Raw genomic sequence first — 18,424 nt, 5'->3', positions numbered from 1 at the left:
TCCGTGCTGTGGTCGCACTCGCTCAGGCACGCGCCGGCCGACCGGTATCGTCGCGGTCGGCTCGCTCGTGCCTTGCTCCGTTATGCCGGCTCCCCGTCATGTGCAGCGCCGGTCTTCGATCGAAGCACCCGGGCTGTACGGCGTTGGTCGCCGTCGACATCCGGAAGCCACTACCGAGGACCGGCCCGCAGGCGTTCACGGGAACGCGCGTTGTGCTGTGCTGTGCGGACGCGGGGCACTTTCTCGGCTGTTCAGTTGTGGTGGTACAAGGGCCAGTCTGCTGAAGCGATGGCGCGCCGCGCTACGACGCGCCGACCGGGTTCCTCCATACCAGGGAGGCCTTTGCCCTGATACGAGAGAGGGAGCGGCGCGATGCCGCTCCCCTCCACACTATCGGCGCAGGCCGAGCCGCTCGATGAGGGTTCGGTAGCGCGTGATGTCCTTGCTCATCAGGTACTTCAGGAGCCGCCGGCGGCGGCCGACCAGCAGCAGCAGCCCACGGCGGCTGTGGTGGTCGTGCTTGTGGGTCTTGAGGTGCTCGGTGAGCTCGCTGATGCGCTTGCTCAGCAGTGCGATCTGCACCTCGGGGGACCCGGTGTCACCGTCTCCGGTCCCGTACTCCCCGATGATCTGCTTCTTAGCGGCGGTGTCGAGCGACAAGGCTCTCCTTCGACTATCTACGGGCACACGCCAGATGATTGTTCACGAACGACCGTGTGTGCCTACAGTCGCCGTAACCGGTCGGCGGGCAGCGCGCAGCGCGCCGAAACCGAGCCGACACGTCAGGCTACCATCGCCGCGGACACCTCGGTGCCCGCCGCCTCCCGCGAGCCCTGGACGGCGCCCCCGTGGGCCGGTCAGCCGCCGGTCAGCCGCCGGGCCTCGTCCACGTCATGGCGCATCTGCAGGATCAGGGAGTCGATCGAGTCGAACTTCAGCGTGTCGCGCAGCCGCACGGCGAAATCGACGACGACATGGGCGCCGTAGAGGTCGAGATCATCCCGGTCCAGGGCGTAGGCCTCCACGGTGCGCTCGACGCCCTCGAAGGTCGGGTTGGTGCCGATGGAGATCGCCGCGGGCCACCGCTGCCCCTCGTAGGGCGAGGGGGACTGCGCGCACTCCAGCCAGCCGGCGTAGACGCCGTCGGCGGGGATGGCGGTGAACGGGGGCGATTCGACGTTGGCCGTGGGGAAGCCGAGCTCCCGGCCGCGCTGGTGGCCCCGGACGACCACGCCCTCCACGCGGTGCGGGCGGCCGAGCGCCGCCGCCGCCGCGCCGACGTCGCCCGAGGAGAGCCTCTCCCTGATCTGGCTGGAGGAGATCGCCTCCCCGTCGCTCACCAGGGGGACCCCCTCGGCCACGAAGTCGTACTTCTCGCCGAGCTGGCGCAGCGTCTCCAGATCGCCCGCGGCCTTGTGGCCGAACCGGAAGTTCTCCCCCACGACGACCCCGGCGGCGTGCAGCCGGTCGACCAGCACCGCCTGGACGAATTCGTCGGGGGTCATGTGCGAGAACTCCAGCGTGAACGGCAGCACGCACACGGCGTCCACGCCCAGCAGGCCCAGCAGGTCGGTGCGGTGGCGCGCCGTGGTCAGCCGGGAGGGATGGGTCCCCGGCCTGACCACCTCTTCCGGATGAGGGTCGAAAGTGATCACTACGGAGGGAAGGCCCAGCTCCGCCGCCATCGCGACGGCACGCTGGACCATGCGCTGATGGCCTTTGTGCACACCGTCGAAGACCCCGATCGTGATGACAGACCTGCCCCAGTCCGAGGGCACGTCGTCGAGTCCGTGCCAGCCCTGCACCTCGACCTCGTTCCTGTGCTGATGGTCGCGCTCACCCAAGCCTGCCATGCGAAGGGGATTTCTCCGCACGGGGACGAGGGTAGCCCAGCGGGACCGGGCGGCGGGCGACGACCCCGCCCGCCCGCGACCCGGCGCCACGCCGGTCCCCGGCGCCCGGGTACCCGCCGGACATGCGATTCCGCCGATCATCCCCACCCGGCCCCGCCCCGCTCCGCCGCGCCCCCGGCCCCACCCCTGCCCGTCCCCGATTCCCCCGCCGGACCCCCTGCCGTGCGGGTCACATGGACGCTTTGAGGCCCGAGCCGCAGAGGGGGGCGACGACGGTGCCCTCGGTGAGGGGCGAGCCGCAGGACCTGAGCCCGCGGACGGCGGCGTAGGCGACGGCGCCCGTGGGCTCGACCCACAGCCCCCGGGCGGCCAGGGCGGCGTGCGACAGCGCGATCTCCTTCTCCGAGACGGTGACGACCGCGCCGCCGGTCTCCCGGACGATCTCCAGGATGCGCGCGCCCCGCGCCGGCGCCGCGATGGCGATCCCCTCGGCCACCGTCCGCCCGGCCACCGTCCGCTCCCCCGGGCCTGGCGCCTCCGCGGTCCCGGCGGCGGACCACGCCTCGACGTCGGCCCGGCCGGAGGTGAACGCCTCGGCCACCGGGGCGCACAGCTCCGCCTGGACGGCCACGATGCGGGGCACGCGGTCGACCAGGCCCGCCGCGCGCAGCCCGGCGAACCCCAGGTAGGCGCCGATCACCAGCGTCCCGTTGCCCGCCGGGAGGACGAGCGCGTCCGGCGCGGTCCCGCCGAGCTGCTCGAACACCTCCAGCGCGTAGGTCTTGGTGCCCTCGTAGAAGAAGGGGTTGTAGACGTGGCTGGCGTAGAACGCGCCCGTCGCCTCCACCCGCTCCACGGCGGCCCTTGCCGTCTCCTCGCGGGGCCCCTCGACGACCGTCACCCGGGCGCCGTGCCCCCGGATCTGCGCCAGCTTCTTCTCGCTGACGCCGGACGGCACGAAGATCTCGGCCGCGACGCCCGCGCGGGCCGCGTACGCCGCCATCGCCGTCCCGGCGTTCCCGCTGCTGTCGGCGACCAGCCGGGGGGCCCCGATCAGGTCGGCGAGCGCCGCGAGCACGACCGCCCCCCGGTCCTTGAACGACCCCGTCGGCGACACGTACTCGACCTTGAACCACACCCCGTCGTCCCCGCCCGGCGACCCCGCGCCGCCGAGGGACGCCTCGACCAGCGGCGTCATCCCCTCCCCCAGGCTGAACCGCCGCCCCGGCACCGGAATGGCGTCCGCGTACCGCCACAGGGAGTGGTCGTCGCCTCGGGGACTCCACGCCAGCGGCACCGCCGCCAGATCGAGCACCCCTCCGCAGTCGCACCGCCACCGCCCCACCGACACCTCGTACGACCGTCCGCAGGCGCACGCGTATTCGGGAAGATCGACCATGGGGACCCCTCACGCCAGGGTGTGAACTAAGGGACGAAGACGGCGAGGGATCTGGTGGATCCGCCGTGTTCCTCGGCCAGGGCCAGGAGGGTGCCGTCGGGGGCGAAGACGCCGATGGGGCCGGGGCCGAGGCCCTGGGCGGGCAGCCGGCCGCCGTGGGCGACCAGGCCGGCGTCCCGTTCCGACACGTCCATGCGCGGGAAGGCCGACGCCACCGCCTCGGCGATGGGGAGGATCACGCAGTCCTCGGCGAGCTGCTCGATCGTGCGCGCCGCCGCCAGCTCGTAGGGGCCCACGCGGGTACGGCGCAGGCGGGTGAGGTGGCCGCCGGTGCCGAGGGCGGTGCCGAGATCGCGGGCCAGCGAGCGGATGTAGGTGCCGCTGGAGCAGGTCACCAACGCGTCCAGCTCGACCGCGTCGCCGTCGCGCCGGACGGCGGTGATCTCGAACGCGTGGACGGTCACCGGGCGGGCCTTGAGCTCGACCTCCTCGCCCGCCCTGGCCCGCTTGTACGCGCGCTCGCCGTTGACCTTGATGGCGCTGACCTGCGGGGGGATCTGCATGATCGGGCCGGTGAGCGCGGCCACCCCGGCGCGGACCGCGTCCTCGGCCACGTGGGCCGCCGAGGCCGTGGACAGGATCTCGCCCTCGGCGTCGTCGGTGCTGGTGGTCACGCCGAGGCGGATCGTGGCGTCGTAGCCCTTCTGGGTCAGCGCGAGGTGGCCGAGCAGGCGGGTGGCCTTCTCGACACCGATCACCAGCACTCCGGTGGCCATCGGGTCGAGGGTGCCGGCGTGGCCGACCTTGCGCGTGCCCGCGAGGCGGCGCATCTTGCCGACCACGTCGTGGGAGGTCCAGCCTGCGGGCTTGTCGACGATCACCAGCCCGCTCGGCGGCACCGGCCGCCGAGCCCTGGGCGCGCCTGCGGCGGGACCGGCGGGCGCGCCGGGAGGGGAGGGGTCGGGGGTCTCGCCGCCCGTGGTGGTCATCGGAGTTCCCTCGGAAAGGTCGTCGGCGCGTCCGCCGGAACGGGAAGGGTCAGGTGGAGGGCGCGAGGAGCGCGGCGAACCTCGCGATGGTCTCCTCGGGAGGGTCGTGCGAGGTGAAGCCCGCCGCCCGGACGTGGCCGCCGCCGCCCATGGCCGTGCAGGCGCGGCCGACGTCCACCCCGCCCTTGGAGCGCGTGGAGACCTGCCAGGCCCCCTCGTCGTCCTCCTTGAGCACCACGGCGACGTCCGGCTCGTCGATGCGGCGGATCACGTCGATGATCCCCTCGCACTCGTCGTACGGCAGGCGGTGCGCGGCGCGGTCGGCGCGCGGCACGAAGGTCCACACCATGCCGAGGCCGCCGGCGGCCCGCTCGTCCAGCGTGACCCGGTCGAGGGCGGCCCCAAGGACCTTGAGGTAGGCGAACGGGGAACGGTCCCACAGCTCGCGGGCGATCTCGTCGGTGCGCAGGCCGGTCGCGACCAGCCGGGCCGCCATCTCGTGGACGGCGGGCGTGGTCGAGGCGTGCCGGAACGACCCGGTGTCGGTGACCAGGCCGGTGTACAGGCAGGTGGCGATGTCGCGGTCGACCGGGAGCCCGAGCCGGTCCAGCAGCTCCTCCACCAGCACCGACGTCGAGGCGGCCGCCGCGTCGACCAGGCAGACGCTGCCGAACCCGGTATTGGAGGGGTGGTGGTCCACCACGATCAGCTCGCGGGCCTTACCGGCGTTGGGCGCCAGCAGGCCGAGACGGTCGACCGTGGGGACGTCGAAGCTGATCATCAGCTCCGGCTCCGCGGGGTAGCGCGCGGGCGCGACCAGCAGGTCCTGGCCGGGCAGGAACCGCAGCAGGCGCGGCACCGCGAACCGGCGGTCGCCGAAGGACGCCGTCACGCGCTTCCCCGCGCGGCGCAGGGCCAGGCCGAGGCCGAGCATCGAACCGAGCGCGTCACCGTCGGGGGCGACGTGGCAGACCAGCGCGACCTGCCCGGCGTCCTGGACCAGCTCGACGGCGCGCCGCCAGTCGGCCTCCCGCACGTGCGCGGGAGGCCGCCGGTCAGGCGTGGCGCCGGACATCACAGTGCGGAGCGGCCGGCGTGGTCGGACGGCCCGGCGCCGATCTCCCCGAGGTCGTCCTCGCCCTCCTGATCCTCGTCGCCCGGCTTGCGGTACGGGTCGGGCTCGCCGGCGTGGACCGCGCCCTCGGCCTTCTTGGCGATCTCCTCGTCACGGGCCTTGGCCTCGGCGAGCAGCACGTCGAGGTGCCGGGCGCTGTCGGGCAGCGGGTCGTGGTGGAAGGTCAGCGTCGGCGTGTGCCGCACGCCGGTCTGGCGTCCCACCTCCGAACGGATGACCCCCTTGGCGCTTTCCAGGGCGGCGGCGGTGTCGGCCCGCTCGGCCTCGGAACCGAACACGGTGTAGAAGACCGTCGCGTCCCGGAGGTCACCGGTGATCTTGGTATCGGTCACCGTCACGAAGCCGAGGCGTGGATCCTTGATCCGGCGCTCCAGCATCTCGGCGACGACCTGCTGAATGCGGTCCGCAAGCTTACGGGCGCGTGCTGCGTCCACGATCGCGCTCCCCCTCTTTACTGGCTTTACTCGCTTAACGGCCCACGGGAGGTGTGGCTTCCCGAGGGCACTAGTCCTCGTCCTCGTTGATGAGCCGCCGGCGGGCGGAGAGCACCTCGATTTCCGGGTGGAAGGCGATCAGCCGCTCGCAGGCCTCCAGCACCTCGCCGCAGTTGGCGGCCGTGGCGGACACCACGGCGACGCCCACCTCCGTGCGGCGGTGCAGGTCGAGATGGCCGGTCTCGGCCACCGCGACCGCCGGGTACCGGCGCCGCACCTCGGCGATGAGAGGACGCACCACAGAGCGCTTCTGCTTCAGCGAATGCACGTCGCCGAGCAGGATGTCCAACGTCAGAGCACCTATGTACATGGCTGTCGCCGCGATCGGCGGGCGAGGGACGACGGGGGGTGTCCGTGGGACGAACCCACGGACACCCGGCCTGTCATGCCTTCTCGCACCGTCAGGCGCGCGGCTTCTCCCGCATCTCGAACGTCTCGATGACGTCGTCGAGCTTGATGTCGTTGTACCCGACACCGATACCGCACTCGAAGCCCTCGCGGACCTCGGTCGCGTCGTCCTTGAAGCGGCGCAGCGACGAGACGGTGAGGTTGTCGGCCACGACGACACCGTCGCGGATGATACGGGCCTTGCTGTTGCGGGTGATCGTGCCCGAGCGGACCAGACAGCCCGCGACGTTCCCGATCTTCGGAACCTTGAAGACGTCCCGGACCTCCGCGGTACCGGTCTGCGCCTCCTCGAACTCCGGCTTCAGCATGCCCTTGAGGGCCGCCTCGATCTCCTCGATCGCCTGGTAGATGACCGAGTAGTAGCGGATGTCGACGCCCTCGCGCTCGGCCAGGTCGCGCGCCCGGACCTCGGGGCGCACGTTGAAGCCGATGATGACGGCGTTGTCGTCCGCGATGGCCAGGTTGACGTCGTACTCGGTGATGGCGCCGACGGCACGGTGGAGCACCCGGAGGCGCACCTCCTCGCCGACGTCGATCTTGAGCAGCGCGTCCTCCAGGGCCTCCACGGAACCGGAGACGTCACCCTTGATGATGAGCTTGAGCTCGTCGACCTTGCCCTTCTCCATGTCGCTGAAGAGCTCTTCGAGCGTGCGCCTGCGGCTGGACCTCGCCATGTCGGCGATGCGCTGCTTGGCCGCACGCTGCTGGGCGATCTGGCGGGCCATCCGGTCGTCGGTGACGACGATGAAGTTGTCACCGGCGCTCGGGACCGCGTCCAGGCCGAGCACCCGCACCGGACGCGACGGGTCGGCCTCGATGACCTGCTCGCCGCTGTCGTCCAGCATCGCCCGGACGCGGCCGAAGGCCTCGCCACAGACGATCGAGTCGCCGACCCGCAGGGTGCCGCGCTGCACGAGCACGGTCGCCACGGGGCCGCGGCCCTTGTCGAGGTGGGCCTCGATCGCGATGCCCTGGGCGTCCATCGTCGGGTTCGCCCGAAGGTCGAGCTCGGCGTCGGCCGTCAGCAGGATCGCCTCGAGCAGGTCGTCGATGCCGAGTCCCTGCTTGGCGGAGATGTCGACGAACATCGTCGAGCCGCCGTACTCCTCGGCCACCAGACCGTACTCGGTGAGCTGGGCCCGCACCTTCGTCGGGTCCGCGCCCTCCTTGTCGATCTTGTTGACCGCGACCACGATGGGCACGTCCGCCGCCTGGGCGTGGTTGAGCGCCTCGATGGTCTGAGGCTTCACGCCGTCGTCGGCGGCGACCACCAGCACGGCGATGTCGGTCGCCTGGGCACCACGGGCACGCATGGCGGTGAACGCCTCGTGGCCCGGGGTGTCGATGAAGGTGATCTTCCGGTCCTGCTCTTCGTGCACGGTCGCGACCTGGTAGGCACCGATGTGCTGGGTGATGCCACCGGCCTCGCGGGCGACCACGTTGGTGTTGCGGATCGCGTCGAGCAGCTTGGTCTTACCGTGGTCGACGTGACCCATGACGGTCACGACCGGCGGACGCGGCGCGAGGTCGGTCTCGTCGCCCTCGTCCTCGCCGAACTCGATGTCGAAGGCCTCGAGAAGCTCGCGGTCCTCCTCCTCCGGGCTGACGACCTGGATGGCGTAGTTGAGCTCGGCACCCAGGAGCTGCAGGGTCTCCTCGTTCACCGACTGCGTGGCGGTCACCATCTCGCCGAGGTGCAGCATGATCTGCACCAGCGACGCGGGGTTCGCACCGATCTTGTCGGCGAAGTCGGACAGCGAGGCTCCGCGCGGAAGGCGCAGGGTCTGCCCCGTCCCACGGGGTACCTGCACGCCGCCGATCGACGGGGCCTGCATGTTGTCGAACTCTTGACGCCTCTGGCGCTTGGACTTGCGGCCACGCGTCGGGCGGCCACCGGGCCGGCCGAAGGCGCCCGCCGTGCCACCGCGGCCACGACCGCCGCCGCCACCGGGACGACCGGCGAAACCGCCGCCGCCACCGGCACCCGCGCCGGCACCGCCGCCGGGACGGCCACCGGTGCCCGTGCGGGGACCGGCGAAACCGCCGCCACCGCCACCGGGACGACCCGCGCCGCCACCGCCGCCACCAGGACGGCCACCGCCGCCACCGCCGCCGGGACGACCGCCGCCGCCACCGGGACGACCGCCGCCACCGGCACCGCCACCGCCCTGACCAGGGCCGGACGGGCGCGACGGCATCATCATCGGGTTGGGACGTGGGCCACCGGGACGGGGGCCTCCCGCACCGGGACCGGAACGCGGACCCGCGGAACCGGGACCCGGACGCGGACCGGCCGCACCGGGAGGACCGGAACGGGCGCCCGGGGGACGCGGCATCGCGCCGTCGCGGGGACCGCCCTCGCGGCGCGGCTCACGCGGACCGGCGCCCTCACGGCGCGGCTCGCGGGGACCGGCACCGTCACGAGGGGCGCCCTCGCGAGTCGGAGGGGCACCGCCCTCACGACCCGGACGCGGCGGGCGCTGGCCCATGCCGCTCGCGTTGGAGGAGAAGGGGTTGTTGCCCGGGCGCGGGCCACGGGGACCCGGCTTCGGGCCTCCGGGACGAGGAGCGCCACCGGACGCCGGAGCGCCGGAACGCGGACCGGCGGGAGCACCACCGGGCGCGCCTCCGCCAGGGGCGGAGGAGGCCGCGGGACGCTGCGCCGGCGCGGGCCGGGGACCCGGCTTCGGGCCGGGGCCGGGCCGGGAGCCCGGTCCTCGGTCCTGCGCCGGACGGGCCGCGTCGGTGCGAGGAGCCTCGAAGCGGGGCGCCTCGGAACGCGGGACGTCGGGACGCGGCGTCACCGGGCGCGCGGCCTCGGGACGCGCGGCCTCGGCGCGCTCGGCCTCGACCGGCGCGACGGGCTCGGGACGCGCGGCCTCGGGACGCGGGGTCACCGGGCGCTCGGCCTCGGCCGGGGGCTGGTTGACATGGGGCATCGGAACGGGCGGACGCGGCGCGACGTTCGCGGGACCGGGCCGCGGTCCGGGCCTCGGGCCTGGGCCCGGCCTCGGAGCCGACTGACCTGGCGCGGACGCGCCGTTGCCGGCCGGGCTCTGCGCCGGCCGGGGTGACGCCTTCGACGGCGCCCTGGACGACCTGTCGCCGCCTCTGGAATCGGAGGACCCCTTGTTGAGTGCCTCCGTGAGCTTGCGGACGACCGGCGCTTCTATCGTTGAAGACGCCGATCGAACGAACTCGCCCATTTCTTGGAGCTTGGCCATCACGACCTTGCTCTCGACTCCGAACTCTTTGGCGAGTTCGTAGACTCGGACCTTCGCCACTGCACTCCCTAACTCGGCCCGGGAGGCTGTGCCGCCGGACCGTCGCTACCTGGACGTACTCATCGCCGCATGCTCATCAGGCGCTCATCGCTATCTGACCCGCCCATCGACTCGGCGTCCTACATGACAGTTGGTAACCATTCACCCGGTCCTACTCGACGTCAAGCCCCGCTAGAGAAGCCCGCAGACCCGCCATGTCGAGTGGTCCCGCGACACGAAACGAGCGCGGAAACACCCGGCGACGTTCGGCGAGCTCCAGGCAGCCCAGGGTCGGATGCACATACGCACCCCGGCCCTGCAGCCGTCCTCGCTGGTCGGGAACGATCTCGCCCTCGACCACCACCAGGCGGAGCAACTCGGACTTTACCGTGCGAACCCGGCAGCCCACGCATGTTCTCAGCGGGGCCGCCCGGCCACCGTTCTCAAGCTTACCTTGTGGAGGCATCGGCAGGACCGACCGCGTCCCCCGCCGCCGTCGCCTGGGTGTCGGGGCGGATGTCGATGCGCCATCCCGTGAGGCGGGCGGCGAGCCGGGCGTTCTGCCCCTCTTTGCCGATCGCCAGCGAAAGCTGGTAGTCGGGCACGGTCACCCGGGCCACGCGGCCTTCGAGGTCGACGACCTCGACGTGGGTGACCCGCGCCGGTGACAGGGCGTTGCCGACGAAGTCCGCCGGGTCCTCCGACCAGTCGATGATGTCGATCTTCTCGCCGTGCAGCTCGGTCATCACGTTGCGTACCCGCGAGCCCATCGGGCCGATGCAGGCGCCCTTGGCGTTGACCCCGCCCCGGCGCGAACGCACCGCGATCTTGGTGCGGTGGCCCGCCTCACGGGCGATGGCCGCGATGTCCACCGTGCCGTCGGCGATCTCGGGGACCTCCAGGGCGAACAGCTTCTTCACGAGGTTCGGATGGGTGCGGGACAGGGTGACCGACGGCCCCTTGTGCCCCTTCTTCACCTGGACGACGTAGCAACGCAGGCGCTCGCCGTGGACGTACTCCTCGCCGGGGACCTGCTCGTTGTGCGGGAGGATCGCCTCGATCTTGCCGAGGTCGACCAGCACCACCCGCGGATCCTTGCCCTGCTGGATGACGCCCGCGACCAGCTCGCCCTCACGGCTGGCGAACTCGCCGAAGTTGATCTCGTCCTCGGCGTCACGGAGCTGCTGGAGGATCACCTGCTTGGCGGTGGTCGCGGCGATGCGGCTGAAGTTGCCAGGGGTGTCGTCGTACTCCCTGACGACCTGGCCCTCCTCGTCGAGCTCCGAGGCGTAGATCATCACGTGCCCGGAGGCGCGGTCGAGCTCGGCGCGCGCCTTGGGCGCGGCCCCCTCGGTACGGAAGTACGCGATCAGCAGCGCGTCCTCGATCGCCTTGACGACCAGGTCGAAGGAGATGTCCTTCTCCCGTTCGAGGCTGCGCAGGACGCTCATGTCAATGTCCACAAGGCTCCCCCTAGCCCTCGTCGCCGTCGTCGGCGTGGTCTTCTATGTCATCTTCGTCGTCGCCGGTCCCGGCGGACTCATCGTCGAGCCCGTCGGTGCCGTCGAGACGGCGGAACTCCACCTGCACCCGGCCCTTGGCCAGCTCGGCCCACCCCAGCCTGCGGGCGGCGCCTTCGGCCTCCAGGCCGACGCCGGAGTCGTCCACGTCCAGGATGCGGCCCTCCACGGAGGTGCCGTCATTCAGGTCGGCCTTCACCAGCCGCCCCTTGGCGCGGCGCCAGTGGCGCGGCTCGGTCAGCGGGCGGTCCACCCCGGGCGAGGTGACCTCCAGGACGTACGGGCTGCCGCCCATCGCGTCGCTGTCGTCGAGCGCCTTCGACACCGCCTGGCTCACGTCGGCGACCTTGTCGAGGCTCACCCCGCGGTCGCCGTCCACGATGACGCGGAGGAGCCGGCGCTTGCCCGCCGGGGTGACGGTGACATCCTCGAGGTCGAGGCCCTCGGCGGCGGCGACGGGTTCGAGAAGCTTTATCAGGCGGTCACGTCGAGCGTCGGCGCCCATGTTGACCTCCCAGTTGAATTGTCAGCCATCTCGCGAGACGGCCGAAGGCGTACCTCGCCCAACGGTTCACCAGCCTATCGACACCGGGGCACGGAAAGAGCGCCACTCGGTTACCCACCCGGCGACGCGCCGTACGATGCTATGTGCCAAGCCAGGAAAAGCCGTCATTCACGGGAGGCAGCACCGTGCGTCAGCGTGCCCTGTCCCGGCGCGCGGTGCTGAAGGGCACCGCCGCCGGAGCGGTCGCCGCGGCCGTCGCCGGCTGCGCGCCGCCAGAAGCCGCGCCGGTCGACCCGGCCGCGCCGCCGGACCCCGAGACCGTGCTGCTCACCAAGGTCATCGCGGACAAGGAGCAGATCGTGGCGCTGTACCGGCAGGCCGCCCGCCCGGGCACCCGGCTGGCCACCACGCTCCAGCCCTTCCAGCACCGCCACGAGGCCCACCTGGTGGAGCTCAGGCGCCGCCTGCCACCGGCCCCGCCGCCCGCCTCGCCCTCCCCGTCGGTCTCCGCGGGCTCCCCGCCCGCCACCGCGCGCGTCTCGGTCGGACGGCTGCGCGAGCTGGAGCGCAGGAGCGCGGCCACCCGCCCCCGCCAGATCGGCGGCGCCTCCCCTCCCCTGGCCCAGCTCCTGGCGTGCATCGGCGCCTGCGAGGCCGCGCACGCGGCGGCCCTGGCGAGGACACCGTGATCGACACGCTCAAGGGGCTCAACAAGGCGCTCGACGCCGAGCACGCCGCCGTGTACGCCTACGGCGTCGTCGGCGCGCGCACCAGCGGGGACCGGCGGAGCACCGCGGTGGCCGGCTTCAACGCCCACCGCGCGCGGCGCGACCAGCTCCGCGAGCTGATCACGGCCAGGGGCGGCACCCCGTCGGAGTCCGGTGCGGCCTACGATCTGCCGTTCCCGGTGACGGCCGCGGGCGACGCGGTCCGGCTGGCCGCGCTCGTCGAGGACCGCGTCACCGCCGCCTATCTCGAACTGGCCGCCGTGGACGACGCGTCGCTGCGCAGGCTGGCCGCGCTCGCCATGCAGGAGTGCGCGGTCAGGGGGTACGGCTGGCGGCCGGTGATCGCCACGTTCCCCGGCTGGCCGGCCCGCGAGCCCGGCCCCTCTCCGTCGGCGGAACCGGGCACGTCACCGCCGGTTTCCCTGAGCCAGTAGGCGAATCCGCCCAAATGTCCACGTTTGCCGATGGTCTCGCGGGTAGTTGACCTTCCATCGGAAGACCACGGAGGAACAAATGGGCTGGAGTTACCGTAAGTCGGTCAAGATGGGGCCGTTCAGGCTCAACCTGTCGCGGAGCGGTGTCGGGCACAGCTACGGCGGACGTGGCTTCCGTGTCACCAAGACCGCGGACGGGCGGCGCACCATCACCGTGAACCTGCCTGGCGGCTTCCACTGGCGCAAGACGCTGGGCGGCAGCCGGGCGCGCGACTAGCCGCCGCCAGGACCAGAGACGCGTGCCGCACGGTCCCCGACCGGAACGGCACGTGACAGGGGGCCCGCCGCCCAAGGCCGAAGGGCGGCGAGCCCCCCTCACCATGCGCGGGCGGCCCGCCCTGACGGGCGGGCGGGCCCCTCGGAGCGCGACGGGGCCGGCGGACCCGCTCCCCGGCGGGCGCGGGGTCAGGCCGGGTGGCCCGGGCCGGGCTCGGAAGCGGCGGCGAGGACGCGGCGGGCGGTCTCGGCGATGGGGATCTCCTCCTTGACGCCGGTCCTGCGGTCGCGCAGCTCCACGACCCCCTGGGCCAGCCCCCGGCCGACGATCAGTATGGTCGGGACGCCCAGCAGCTCGGCGTCCTTGAACTTCACCCCCGGCGAGACCCCGGGGCGGTCGTCGACGAGCACGCGCAGGCCCTTGGCCTCCAGCTCCGCGGCGAGCCGCAGCGCCACCTCGACCTGGTTGTCCTTGCCGGTGCCCACGACGTGCACGTCGGCGGGCGCCACCTCGCGGGGCCAGACCAGGCCCAGCTCGTCGTGCTTCTGCTCGGCGAGCACGGCCACCGCGCGGGAGACGCCCACGCCGTACGAGCCCATGGTGATGCGGATGGGCTTGCCGTCGGGGCCGAGGGCGTCCAGGCCGGCGACGTCGGCGTACTTGCGGCCGAGCTGGAAGATGTGGCCGATCTCGATGCCCCGGTCGATGGTGAGCGGGTGGGCGCACCGGGGGCAGGTGTCCCCCGCGCGCACCTCGGCGGCCTCGATCGTGCCGTCGGGCTCGAAGTCGCGCCCGGCGACGACGTGCGCGGCGTGCTTGCCCGGCTCGTTGGCGCCGGTGACCCAGGACGAGCCCGTGACGACGCGGGGGTCGACCAGGTAGCGGATGCCCAGTTCCTTCAGGAGCTGGGGGCCGATGTAGCCGCGGACCAGGCCGGGATGCCGCGCGAAGTCGGCCGCCTCGAAGATCTCGGGGACGCCCGGGGAGAGCGCGGCCTCCAGGCGCTTGAAGTCGACCTCGCGGTCGCCGGGCAGGCCGACGACCAGCGTCTCGGGCTTGCCGGAGCCGGGGGTGGTGACCTTCACCACGATGTTCTTGAGCGTGCCCGCCGCCGTCACGCGCAGGTCGTACCGCTCGTTGACCAGCGTGACCAGCGAGTCGATGGTCGGGGTGTCGGGGGTGTCGAGCACCCGCGACGCGGGGTGCGCGGCGGTCTCGGCGGGGGGCGCGGGGGTGACCATGGCCTCGGCGTTGGCCGCGTATCCGCAGTTGTGGCAGGCCACGAAGGTGTCCTCGCCGGTGACGCAGGGCGCGAGGAACTCCTCGGAGGCCGAGCCGCCCATGGCGCCCGACATCGCGAACACGATCTTGTAGTCGATGCCGAGCCGGTCGAACAGCCGGATGTAGGTCTCGCGGTGCTGCTCGTAGGAGCGCTTGAGGCCGTCGTCGTCGAGGTCGAAGGAGTAGGAGTCCTTCATGATGAACTCGCGGCCCCGCAGGATGCCGGCCCGGGGGCGCGCCTCGTCGCGGTACTTCGTCTGGATTTGATAGAGGATTACCGGATAGTCCTTATAGGAGGAGTACTCCCCCTTGACCATGTCGGTGAACATCTCCTCGTGGGTGGGCCCGAGCAGGTAGTCGCCGCCCTTGCGGTCCTTGAGCCGGAAGAGCGTGTCGCCGTACTCGGTCCAGCGGCCCGTCGCCTCGTAGTAGTCGCGAGGGAGCAGCGCGGGGAAGAGCACCTCCTGGCCGCCCATGGCGTTCATCTCCTCGCGCACGACGCGGGCGACGTTCTCCATGACGATCTTGCCGAGGGGCAGCCACGAGTAGATGCCCGGGGCGACGCGGCGGACATAGCCGGCGCGGACGAGCAGCTTGTGGCTCGGCACTTCCGCGTCCGCCGGATCCTCACGCAGGGTGCGCAGGAACAGGGTGGACATACGCAGCAGCACGGCTACTCCTCGGTCGCGGGGATGACAGGAGTACAGGCTATCGACTCTCGCGTGGCCGTCGCCCGAATTAAGCCGGCCCCCACCGCCGCCCCACCCTTCCACCGGCGGCCCGGCCCGCCGGGAACCAAGCAATCGCTTGGTAATCTGAACGGCATGGACCTCACGGAGGAGCAGCGCGAGCTGCGCGACACCGTACGCGCCTTTTTGCGCGCCCCTCGCCCGCCCGGCGAGGACATGCAAGAGCGGTGGAGGAGGTTCGCCGCCGGGCTGGGCGTCGCCGGGCTCGCGATCCCCGAGGAGCACGGCGGCGCGGGCTGCGGCATGGCGGAGGTCGCGGTCGTCTGCGAGGAGATCGGCCGGGCCCTGTCGCCGCTCCCCTACCTGTCCACCGTCGTGCTGGCCGCCGAGGCGGTCAAGGCGTGCGGGAACGAGGAGGCCGCGCGCCGCCTGCTGCCCGCCATCGCCGGGGGCGAGGCCACCGCCACCGTCCTGCTGCCCGGTGACGCCCACCTGCGGCTGGAAAGCGGGCGCCTGCACGGCACGGCCCCGTACGCGCTGGACGGCGAGATCGTCCTGGCGTACGTGGACGGCCGCCTGGTCGAGGCGGTGCCGACGGCCCGCAGGGCGCTCACGACCCTGGACCCGACCCGGCCGCTCACCGAGCTGACCTTCGACGGGGCCCCCGTGCGCGACCTCGGGGACGCGGGGCCCGCGGCGCGGGTGCGCGACCTCGGCGTGGCCGGGCTCGCCGCCGAGCAGGCGGGCGGTGCCGCGCGCTGCCTCGACGCCTCGGTGGCGCACGCCCGCGCCCGCCACCAGTTCGGCCGCCCCATCGGGGCCTTCCAGGCGATCAAGCACAAGCTGGCCGACGTGCTGCTGCTGGTGGAGTCGGCGAGGTCCGCCGCGTACGCGGCCGCCCGCGCGAGCGGGGAGGAGCTTCCGGTGCGCGCCGCCATCGCCGGGTCGTACTGCACCGAGGCGTATCTCACGGCGGCGGGCGAGAACATCCAGGTCCACGGCGGCGTGGGCGTCACCTGGGAGCACGACGCCCACCTGCTGTTCAAGCGCGCCACCTCCGACGCCCAGCTCTTCGGTCCTCCCCAGGCCCACCGCGCCCGCCTGGCGGCCACGGTGTTCGCGACCCCCTAACCGCCGGCGTCCCCCTAGGCGGCGGGGGTGGCGCGCTGGACCGGCCCGGGGGCGGCTGGTAATCTCGCCAAGCGAGCGCTTGGTTAAGTAAATGTGGTCCGAGATGGTGGAACGGAGGCGCGGATGACGTCCCTACGGATCAGCCTGGGATACGAACTGGAGGTCCGCGGGCGCACCCGCGAAGTGGAACGCCGGACATTCGAGAACGTGATCGGCCAGGTCGTGCTCGGCGACCGCCTGGGATGCGACACCGCCTGGTTCGTGGAGCACCACTTCACCCGGGGCTTCTCCCATTCCTCGGCGCCGGACCTGGTCCTCGCCGCGATCTCCCAGCGGACCGAGCGCATCCACCTCGGCCTGGGCGTGGTCCTGCTGCCCTTCCAGTCGCCGATCCGCACCGCGGAGCGGGTCGCGACCCTGGACGTCCTCAGCAACGGGCGCGTCGAGTTCGGCACCGGCCGAGGCGCGTCGCCGCTGGAGTACCAGGCCTTCAAGCGGCCGTTCGAGCAGTCGCGCAAGCTGTGGGAGGAGTCCCTGGAGGCGGTCCTGGCGATCTGGAACGCCGACGGCGAGCCGATCACCCGGTCCACCGAGTTCTTCGAGATCCCCGACGTGGCGGTCTACCCCCGGCCCACCCAGGTCCCGCACCCCCCGGTCTGGGTCGCCTCGACCTCCCTGGAGGGGTACCTGGCGGCGGCCAAGCACGGGTACAACCTGCTCGGCATGACGATGCTCAAGGGCATCGACGACGTGGCGGCCGACATCGCCAGGTACAAGGAGTGCCTGGCCGACAACGGCTTCGACCCCGAGAGCCGCAGGATCGCGCTCATGATCCCCTGGCACGTCGCGCCGACGCGCGAGGAGGCCATCGCGACCGCCGCCGACCCGGTCCTGTGGTACATCCGGCGGCAGGTCAACCTCGTCACCCCGCCCGACTACTACGACGCGCGGCACGCCACCCACAGGGTCCTCGGCCAGCTCGCCGCCGGGATGCCGCCCGAGGAGGCGATGGCGACGCTGCGCGAGCACCTCATGGTGGTGGTCGACGACGTGGAGGGCTCGCGCAAGGCCGTCGCCAGGATCGCCGAGGCCGGCGCCACCGACCTGATCCTCCAGGCCCAGGTGGGCGGCCTGGCCGACGACCGCGTACGCGCCTCGATCGAACTGTTCATGGGGGAGGTCATGCGTTGAGCGCGACCCGCTGGCTGACCAGGGACGACCTGGGGACGGCCGCCCGCACCGCCACCGGCCTGCTGCAGGTCGCGCCCGACGCGTCGGGCGCCTGGCCGCTGGACGCCGGCGACAGGGCGGCGGCGCTGGACCTGACCGTCCAGGCCCTGGCCGCCTCCGGGGTCGGCGGGGACGACCGGGTCGTGGTGGCGCTGGCCGAGCCCGCCGGGGCGCTGTGGGCCCTCGCGGGCGCCGAGGCCGCCGCCGCGTCCGCCTCGGCCGGGCCGCGCGGCCGGATGCGGCTGCACCACGCCCTGCGCACGCTCGGGGCCACCACACTGGTGACCACGCCCACCGGGGCGATGGACTTCCTCGCCCGGCTACACCTGGAGTTCCTGCTCGATCCGCTCGACCTCGGGCTGCGGCACCTTGTGCTCGTCGGCGAGATCGCCTCCCGGCGCACGATGGCCCACCTGGCGGGCGAGTTCGAGGCCCGCGTGACGGAGGTCTACGTCAACCCCTTCAGCGGGGGCGCGCTGGCGTGGCGCGGCTCGCAGGACGCGTCGCTGACCCCGCTGACCGGCGGCGTCCTCGGCCTGGCCTCGCTGGACAAGGACTCGCCGTTCGAGGGGTCGGCGGGCCTGGCCGAGCTGGTGCTCACCCCGTCCGCCCACTCCGCCCTGGACGGCACCGTGGTCCGCACCGGGCACGTCGCCCAGGTGCCGGGCGGGCCGGGGGACGGCGTCCCCGCGCCGTCCCACACGGTCGGCGACCACGTCCTGGTCCGTGGCCTGTGGCTGTCGCTGCCCCGCGTCGAGAAGGCGCTGTCCAAGATCGACGGCGTGTCGGCCTGGGACCTCGCGGTCTCCCGCCAGGGGACGCTCGACGCCGCGACGCTGAAGGTCTCCTTCAACCGCGCGGGCCTGATCGGGAACCCGATGTGGCGGTCCAGGATCGAGCAGTCCCTGGCCGGTCTCACCCCGGTCAAACTGAAGGTCGAGGTCGACGGTGAGGTGGCCGAGACCGCACGTCCCGGCACGGTCACCGACGCCCGGGGCCACCACCTCGGCCGCGACCGCACCGCCATAGCCCACTGAGCGACACGCGGCCCCCTGGACGGCCGTTCCGGGGGGCCGGCGAAACCGGAG

Annotated in this window: 18 protein-coding genes; 6 read left to right on the top strand and 12 right to left on the bottom strand. The window is 72.7% G+C overall.

The genetic code is table 11. The features are described 5' to 3' along the window. Nucleotides 1-390: 390 nt before the first annotated feature. From rpsO to rimP, 11 genes are all read right to left on the bottom strand, one after another. A complete protein-coding gene (gene rpsO, locus NYZ98_RS07800; RefSeq protein WP_262841869.1) occupies nucleotides 391-660 on the bottom strand; it encodes a 30S ribosomal protein S15 in 270 nt (89 codons plus the stop codon). A 197-nt stretch (nucleotides 661-857) separates the two neighbouring features. Next, complete coding sequence (locus NYZ98_RS07795; RefSeq protein ID WP_380706291.1) at nucleotides 858-1,853, bottom strand: bifunctional riboflavin kinase/FAD synthetase; 996 nt, start codon at nucleotides 1,851-1,853, stop codon at nucleotides 858-860. 229 nt (nucleotides 1,854-2,082) lie between these two features. Further along, complete coding sequence (locus NYZ98_RS07790) at nucleotides 2,083-3,252, bottom strand: pyridoxal-phosphate dependent enzyme (protein ID WP_262841868.1); 1,170 nt, start codon at nucleotides 3,250-3,252, stop codon at nucleotides 2,083-2,085. A gap of 26 nt (nucleotides 3,253-3,278) precedes the next feature. Beyond that, nucleotides 3,279-4,151 carry a tRNA pseudouridine(55) synthase TruB gene (truB, locus tag NYZ98_RS07785; protein WP_262841918.1) on the bottom strand — a complete coding sequence of 291 codons (873 nt, stop codon included), beginning with the start codon at nucleotides 4,149-4,151 and terminating at the stop codon, nucleotides 3,279-3,281. A gap of 139 nt (nucleotides 4,152-4,290) precedes the next feature. Beyond that, the gene (locus NYZ98_RS07780) at nucleotides 4,291-5,316 is read right to left on the bottom strand and encodes a DHH family phosphoesterase (RefSeq protein ID WP_262841867.1); all 1,026 of its coding nucleotides are present in this window, start codon (nucleotides 5,314-5,316) and stop codon (nucleotides 4,291-4,293) included. Continuing rightward, complete coding sequence (rbfA, locus tag NYZ98_RS07775) at nucleotides 5,316-5,813, bottom strand: 30S ribosome-binding factor RbfA (protein ID WP_262841917.1); 498 nt, start codon at nucleotides 5,811-5,813, stop codon at nucleotides 5,316-5,318. The genes NYZ98_RS07780 and rbfA overlap by 1 nt, the downstream gene beginning before the upstream one ends. A gap of 67 nt (nucleotides 5,814-5,880) precedes the next feature. After that, nucleotides 5,881-6,180, bottom strand: coding sequence for a DUF503 domain-containing protein (locus tag NYZ98_RS07770; protein WP_262841866.1), 300 nt, complete (start codon nucleotides 6,178-6,180; stop codon nucleotides 5,881-5,883). Between the two features lie 91 nt (nucleotides 6,181-6,271). Further along, a complete protein-coding gene (gene infB, locus NYZ98_RS07765) occupies nucleotides 6,272-9,562 on the bottom strand; it encodes a translation initiation factor IF-2 (RefSeq protein WP_262841865.1) in 3,291 nt (1,096 codons plus the stop codon). Between the two features lie 151 nt (nucleotides 9,563-9,713). Beyond that, nucleotides 9,714-10,007, bottom strand: a complete 294-nt coding sequence (locus NYZ98_RS07760; RefSeq protein ID WP_262841864.1) for a YlxR family protein — start codon at nucleotides 10,005-10,007, stop codon at nucleotides 9,714-9,716. After that, nucleotides 9,991-11,004: a transcription termination factor NusA gene (gene nusA / locus NYZ98_RS07755; protein WP_262841863.1), complete on the bottom strand. Its 1,014-nt coding sequence runs from the start codon at nucleotides 11,002-11,004 to the stop codon at nucleotides 9,991-9,993. The genes NYZ98_RS07760 and nusA overlap by 17 nt, the downstream gene beginning before the upstream one ends. 10 nt (nucleotides 11,005-11,014) lie before the next feature. Continuing rightward, on the bottom strand, nucleotides 11,015-11,566 hold the full coding sequence (rimP, locus tag NYZ98_RS07750; RefSeq protein ID WP_262841862.1) for a ribosome maturation factor RimP: 552 nt from the start codon (nucleotides 11,564-11,566) through the stop codon (nucleotides 11,015-11,017). A 185-nt stretch (nucleotides 11,567-11,751) separates the two neighbouring features. On the opposite strand from rimP, the gene NYZ98_RS07745 reads away from it, so the two are divergent. The 3 genes from NYZ98_RS07745 to NYZ98_RS07735 all read left to right on the top strand — a co-directional run bounded on the left by NYZ98_RS07745 (nucleotide 11,752) and on the right by NYZ98_RS07735 (nucleotide 13,005). Further along, nucleotides 11,752-12,255 carry a twin-arginine translocation signal domain-containing protein gene (locus NYZ98_RS07745; RefSeq protein ID WP_262841861.1) on the top strand — a complete coding sequence of 168 codons (504 nt, stop codon included), beginning with the start codon at nucleotides 11,752-11,754 and terminating at the stop codon, nucleotides 12,253-12,255. Beyond that, nucleotides 12,252-12,728 carry a ferritin-like domain-containing protein gene (locus tag NYZ98_RS07740; RefSeq protein WP_262841860.1) on the top strand — a complete coding sequence of 159 codons (477 nt, stop codon included), beginning with the start codon at nucleotides 12,252-12,254 and terminating at the stop codon, nucleotides 12,726-12,728. The genes NYZ98_RS07745 and NYZ98_RS07740 overlap by 4 nt, the downstream gene beginning before the upstream one ends. Nucleotides 12,729-12,807: 79 nt before the next feature. After that, entirely contained in the window at nucleotides 12,808-13,005 is a 198-nt protein-coding gene (locus NYZ98_RS07735; RefSeq protein ID WP_262841859.1) for a DUF4236 domain-containing protein, read from the top strand. A 188-nt stretch (nucleotides 13,006-13,193) separates the two neighbouring features. Here NYZ98_RS07735 and NYZ98_RS07730 read toward each other — a convergent pair whose 3' ends face one another. Beyond that, nucleotides 13,194-14,957, bottom strand: coding sequence for a proline--tRNA ligase (locus tag NYZ98_RS07730; protein WP_262841858.1), 1,764 nt, complete (start codon nucleotides 14,955-14,957; stop codon nucleotides 13,194-13,196). A 153-nt stretch (nucleotides 14,958-15,110) separates the two neighbouring features. Between NYZ98_RS07730 and NYZ98_RS07725 the strand changes: the two genes are divergently transcribed. From NYZ98_RS07725 to NYZ98_RS07715, 3 genes are all read left to right on the top strand, one after another. Continuing rightward, nucleotides 15,111-16,106, top strand: a complete 996-nt coding sequence (locus tag NYZ98_RS07725; RefSeq protein ID WP_262841857.1) for an acyl-CoA dehydrogenase family protein — start codon at nucleotides 15,111-15,113, stop codon at nucleotides 16,104-16,106. A 123-nt stretch (nucleotides 16,107-16,229) separates the two neighbouring features. Next, entirely contained in the window at nucleotides 16,230-17,297 is a 1,068-nt protein-coding gene (locus NYZ98_RS07720) for an LLM class flavin-dependent oxidoreductase (RefSeq protein WP_262841856.1), read from the top strand. Continuing rightward, complete coding sequence (locus NYZ98_RS07715; protein WP_262841855.1) at nucleotides 17,294-18,373, top strand: hypothetical protein; 1,080 nt, start codon at nucleotides 17,294-17,296, stop codon at nucleotides 18,371-18,373. Before NYZ98_RS07720 ends, NYZ98_RS07715 begins: the two co-directional genes overlap by 4 nt. The last annotated feature ends 51 nt before the right edge of the window (nucleotides 18,374-18,424 follow it).

The organism is Sphaerisporangium corydalis (genome assembly GCF_025506355.1).
GTDB classification, from domain to species: domain Bacteria; phylum Actinomycetota; class Actinomycetes; order Streptosporangiales; family Streptosporangiaceae; genus Sphaerisporangium; species Sphaerisporangium corydalis.
Note: the sequence above shows the minus strand (reverse complement) of the source record. Positions and strands in the feature narration are given on the sequence as shown.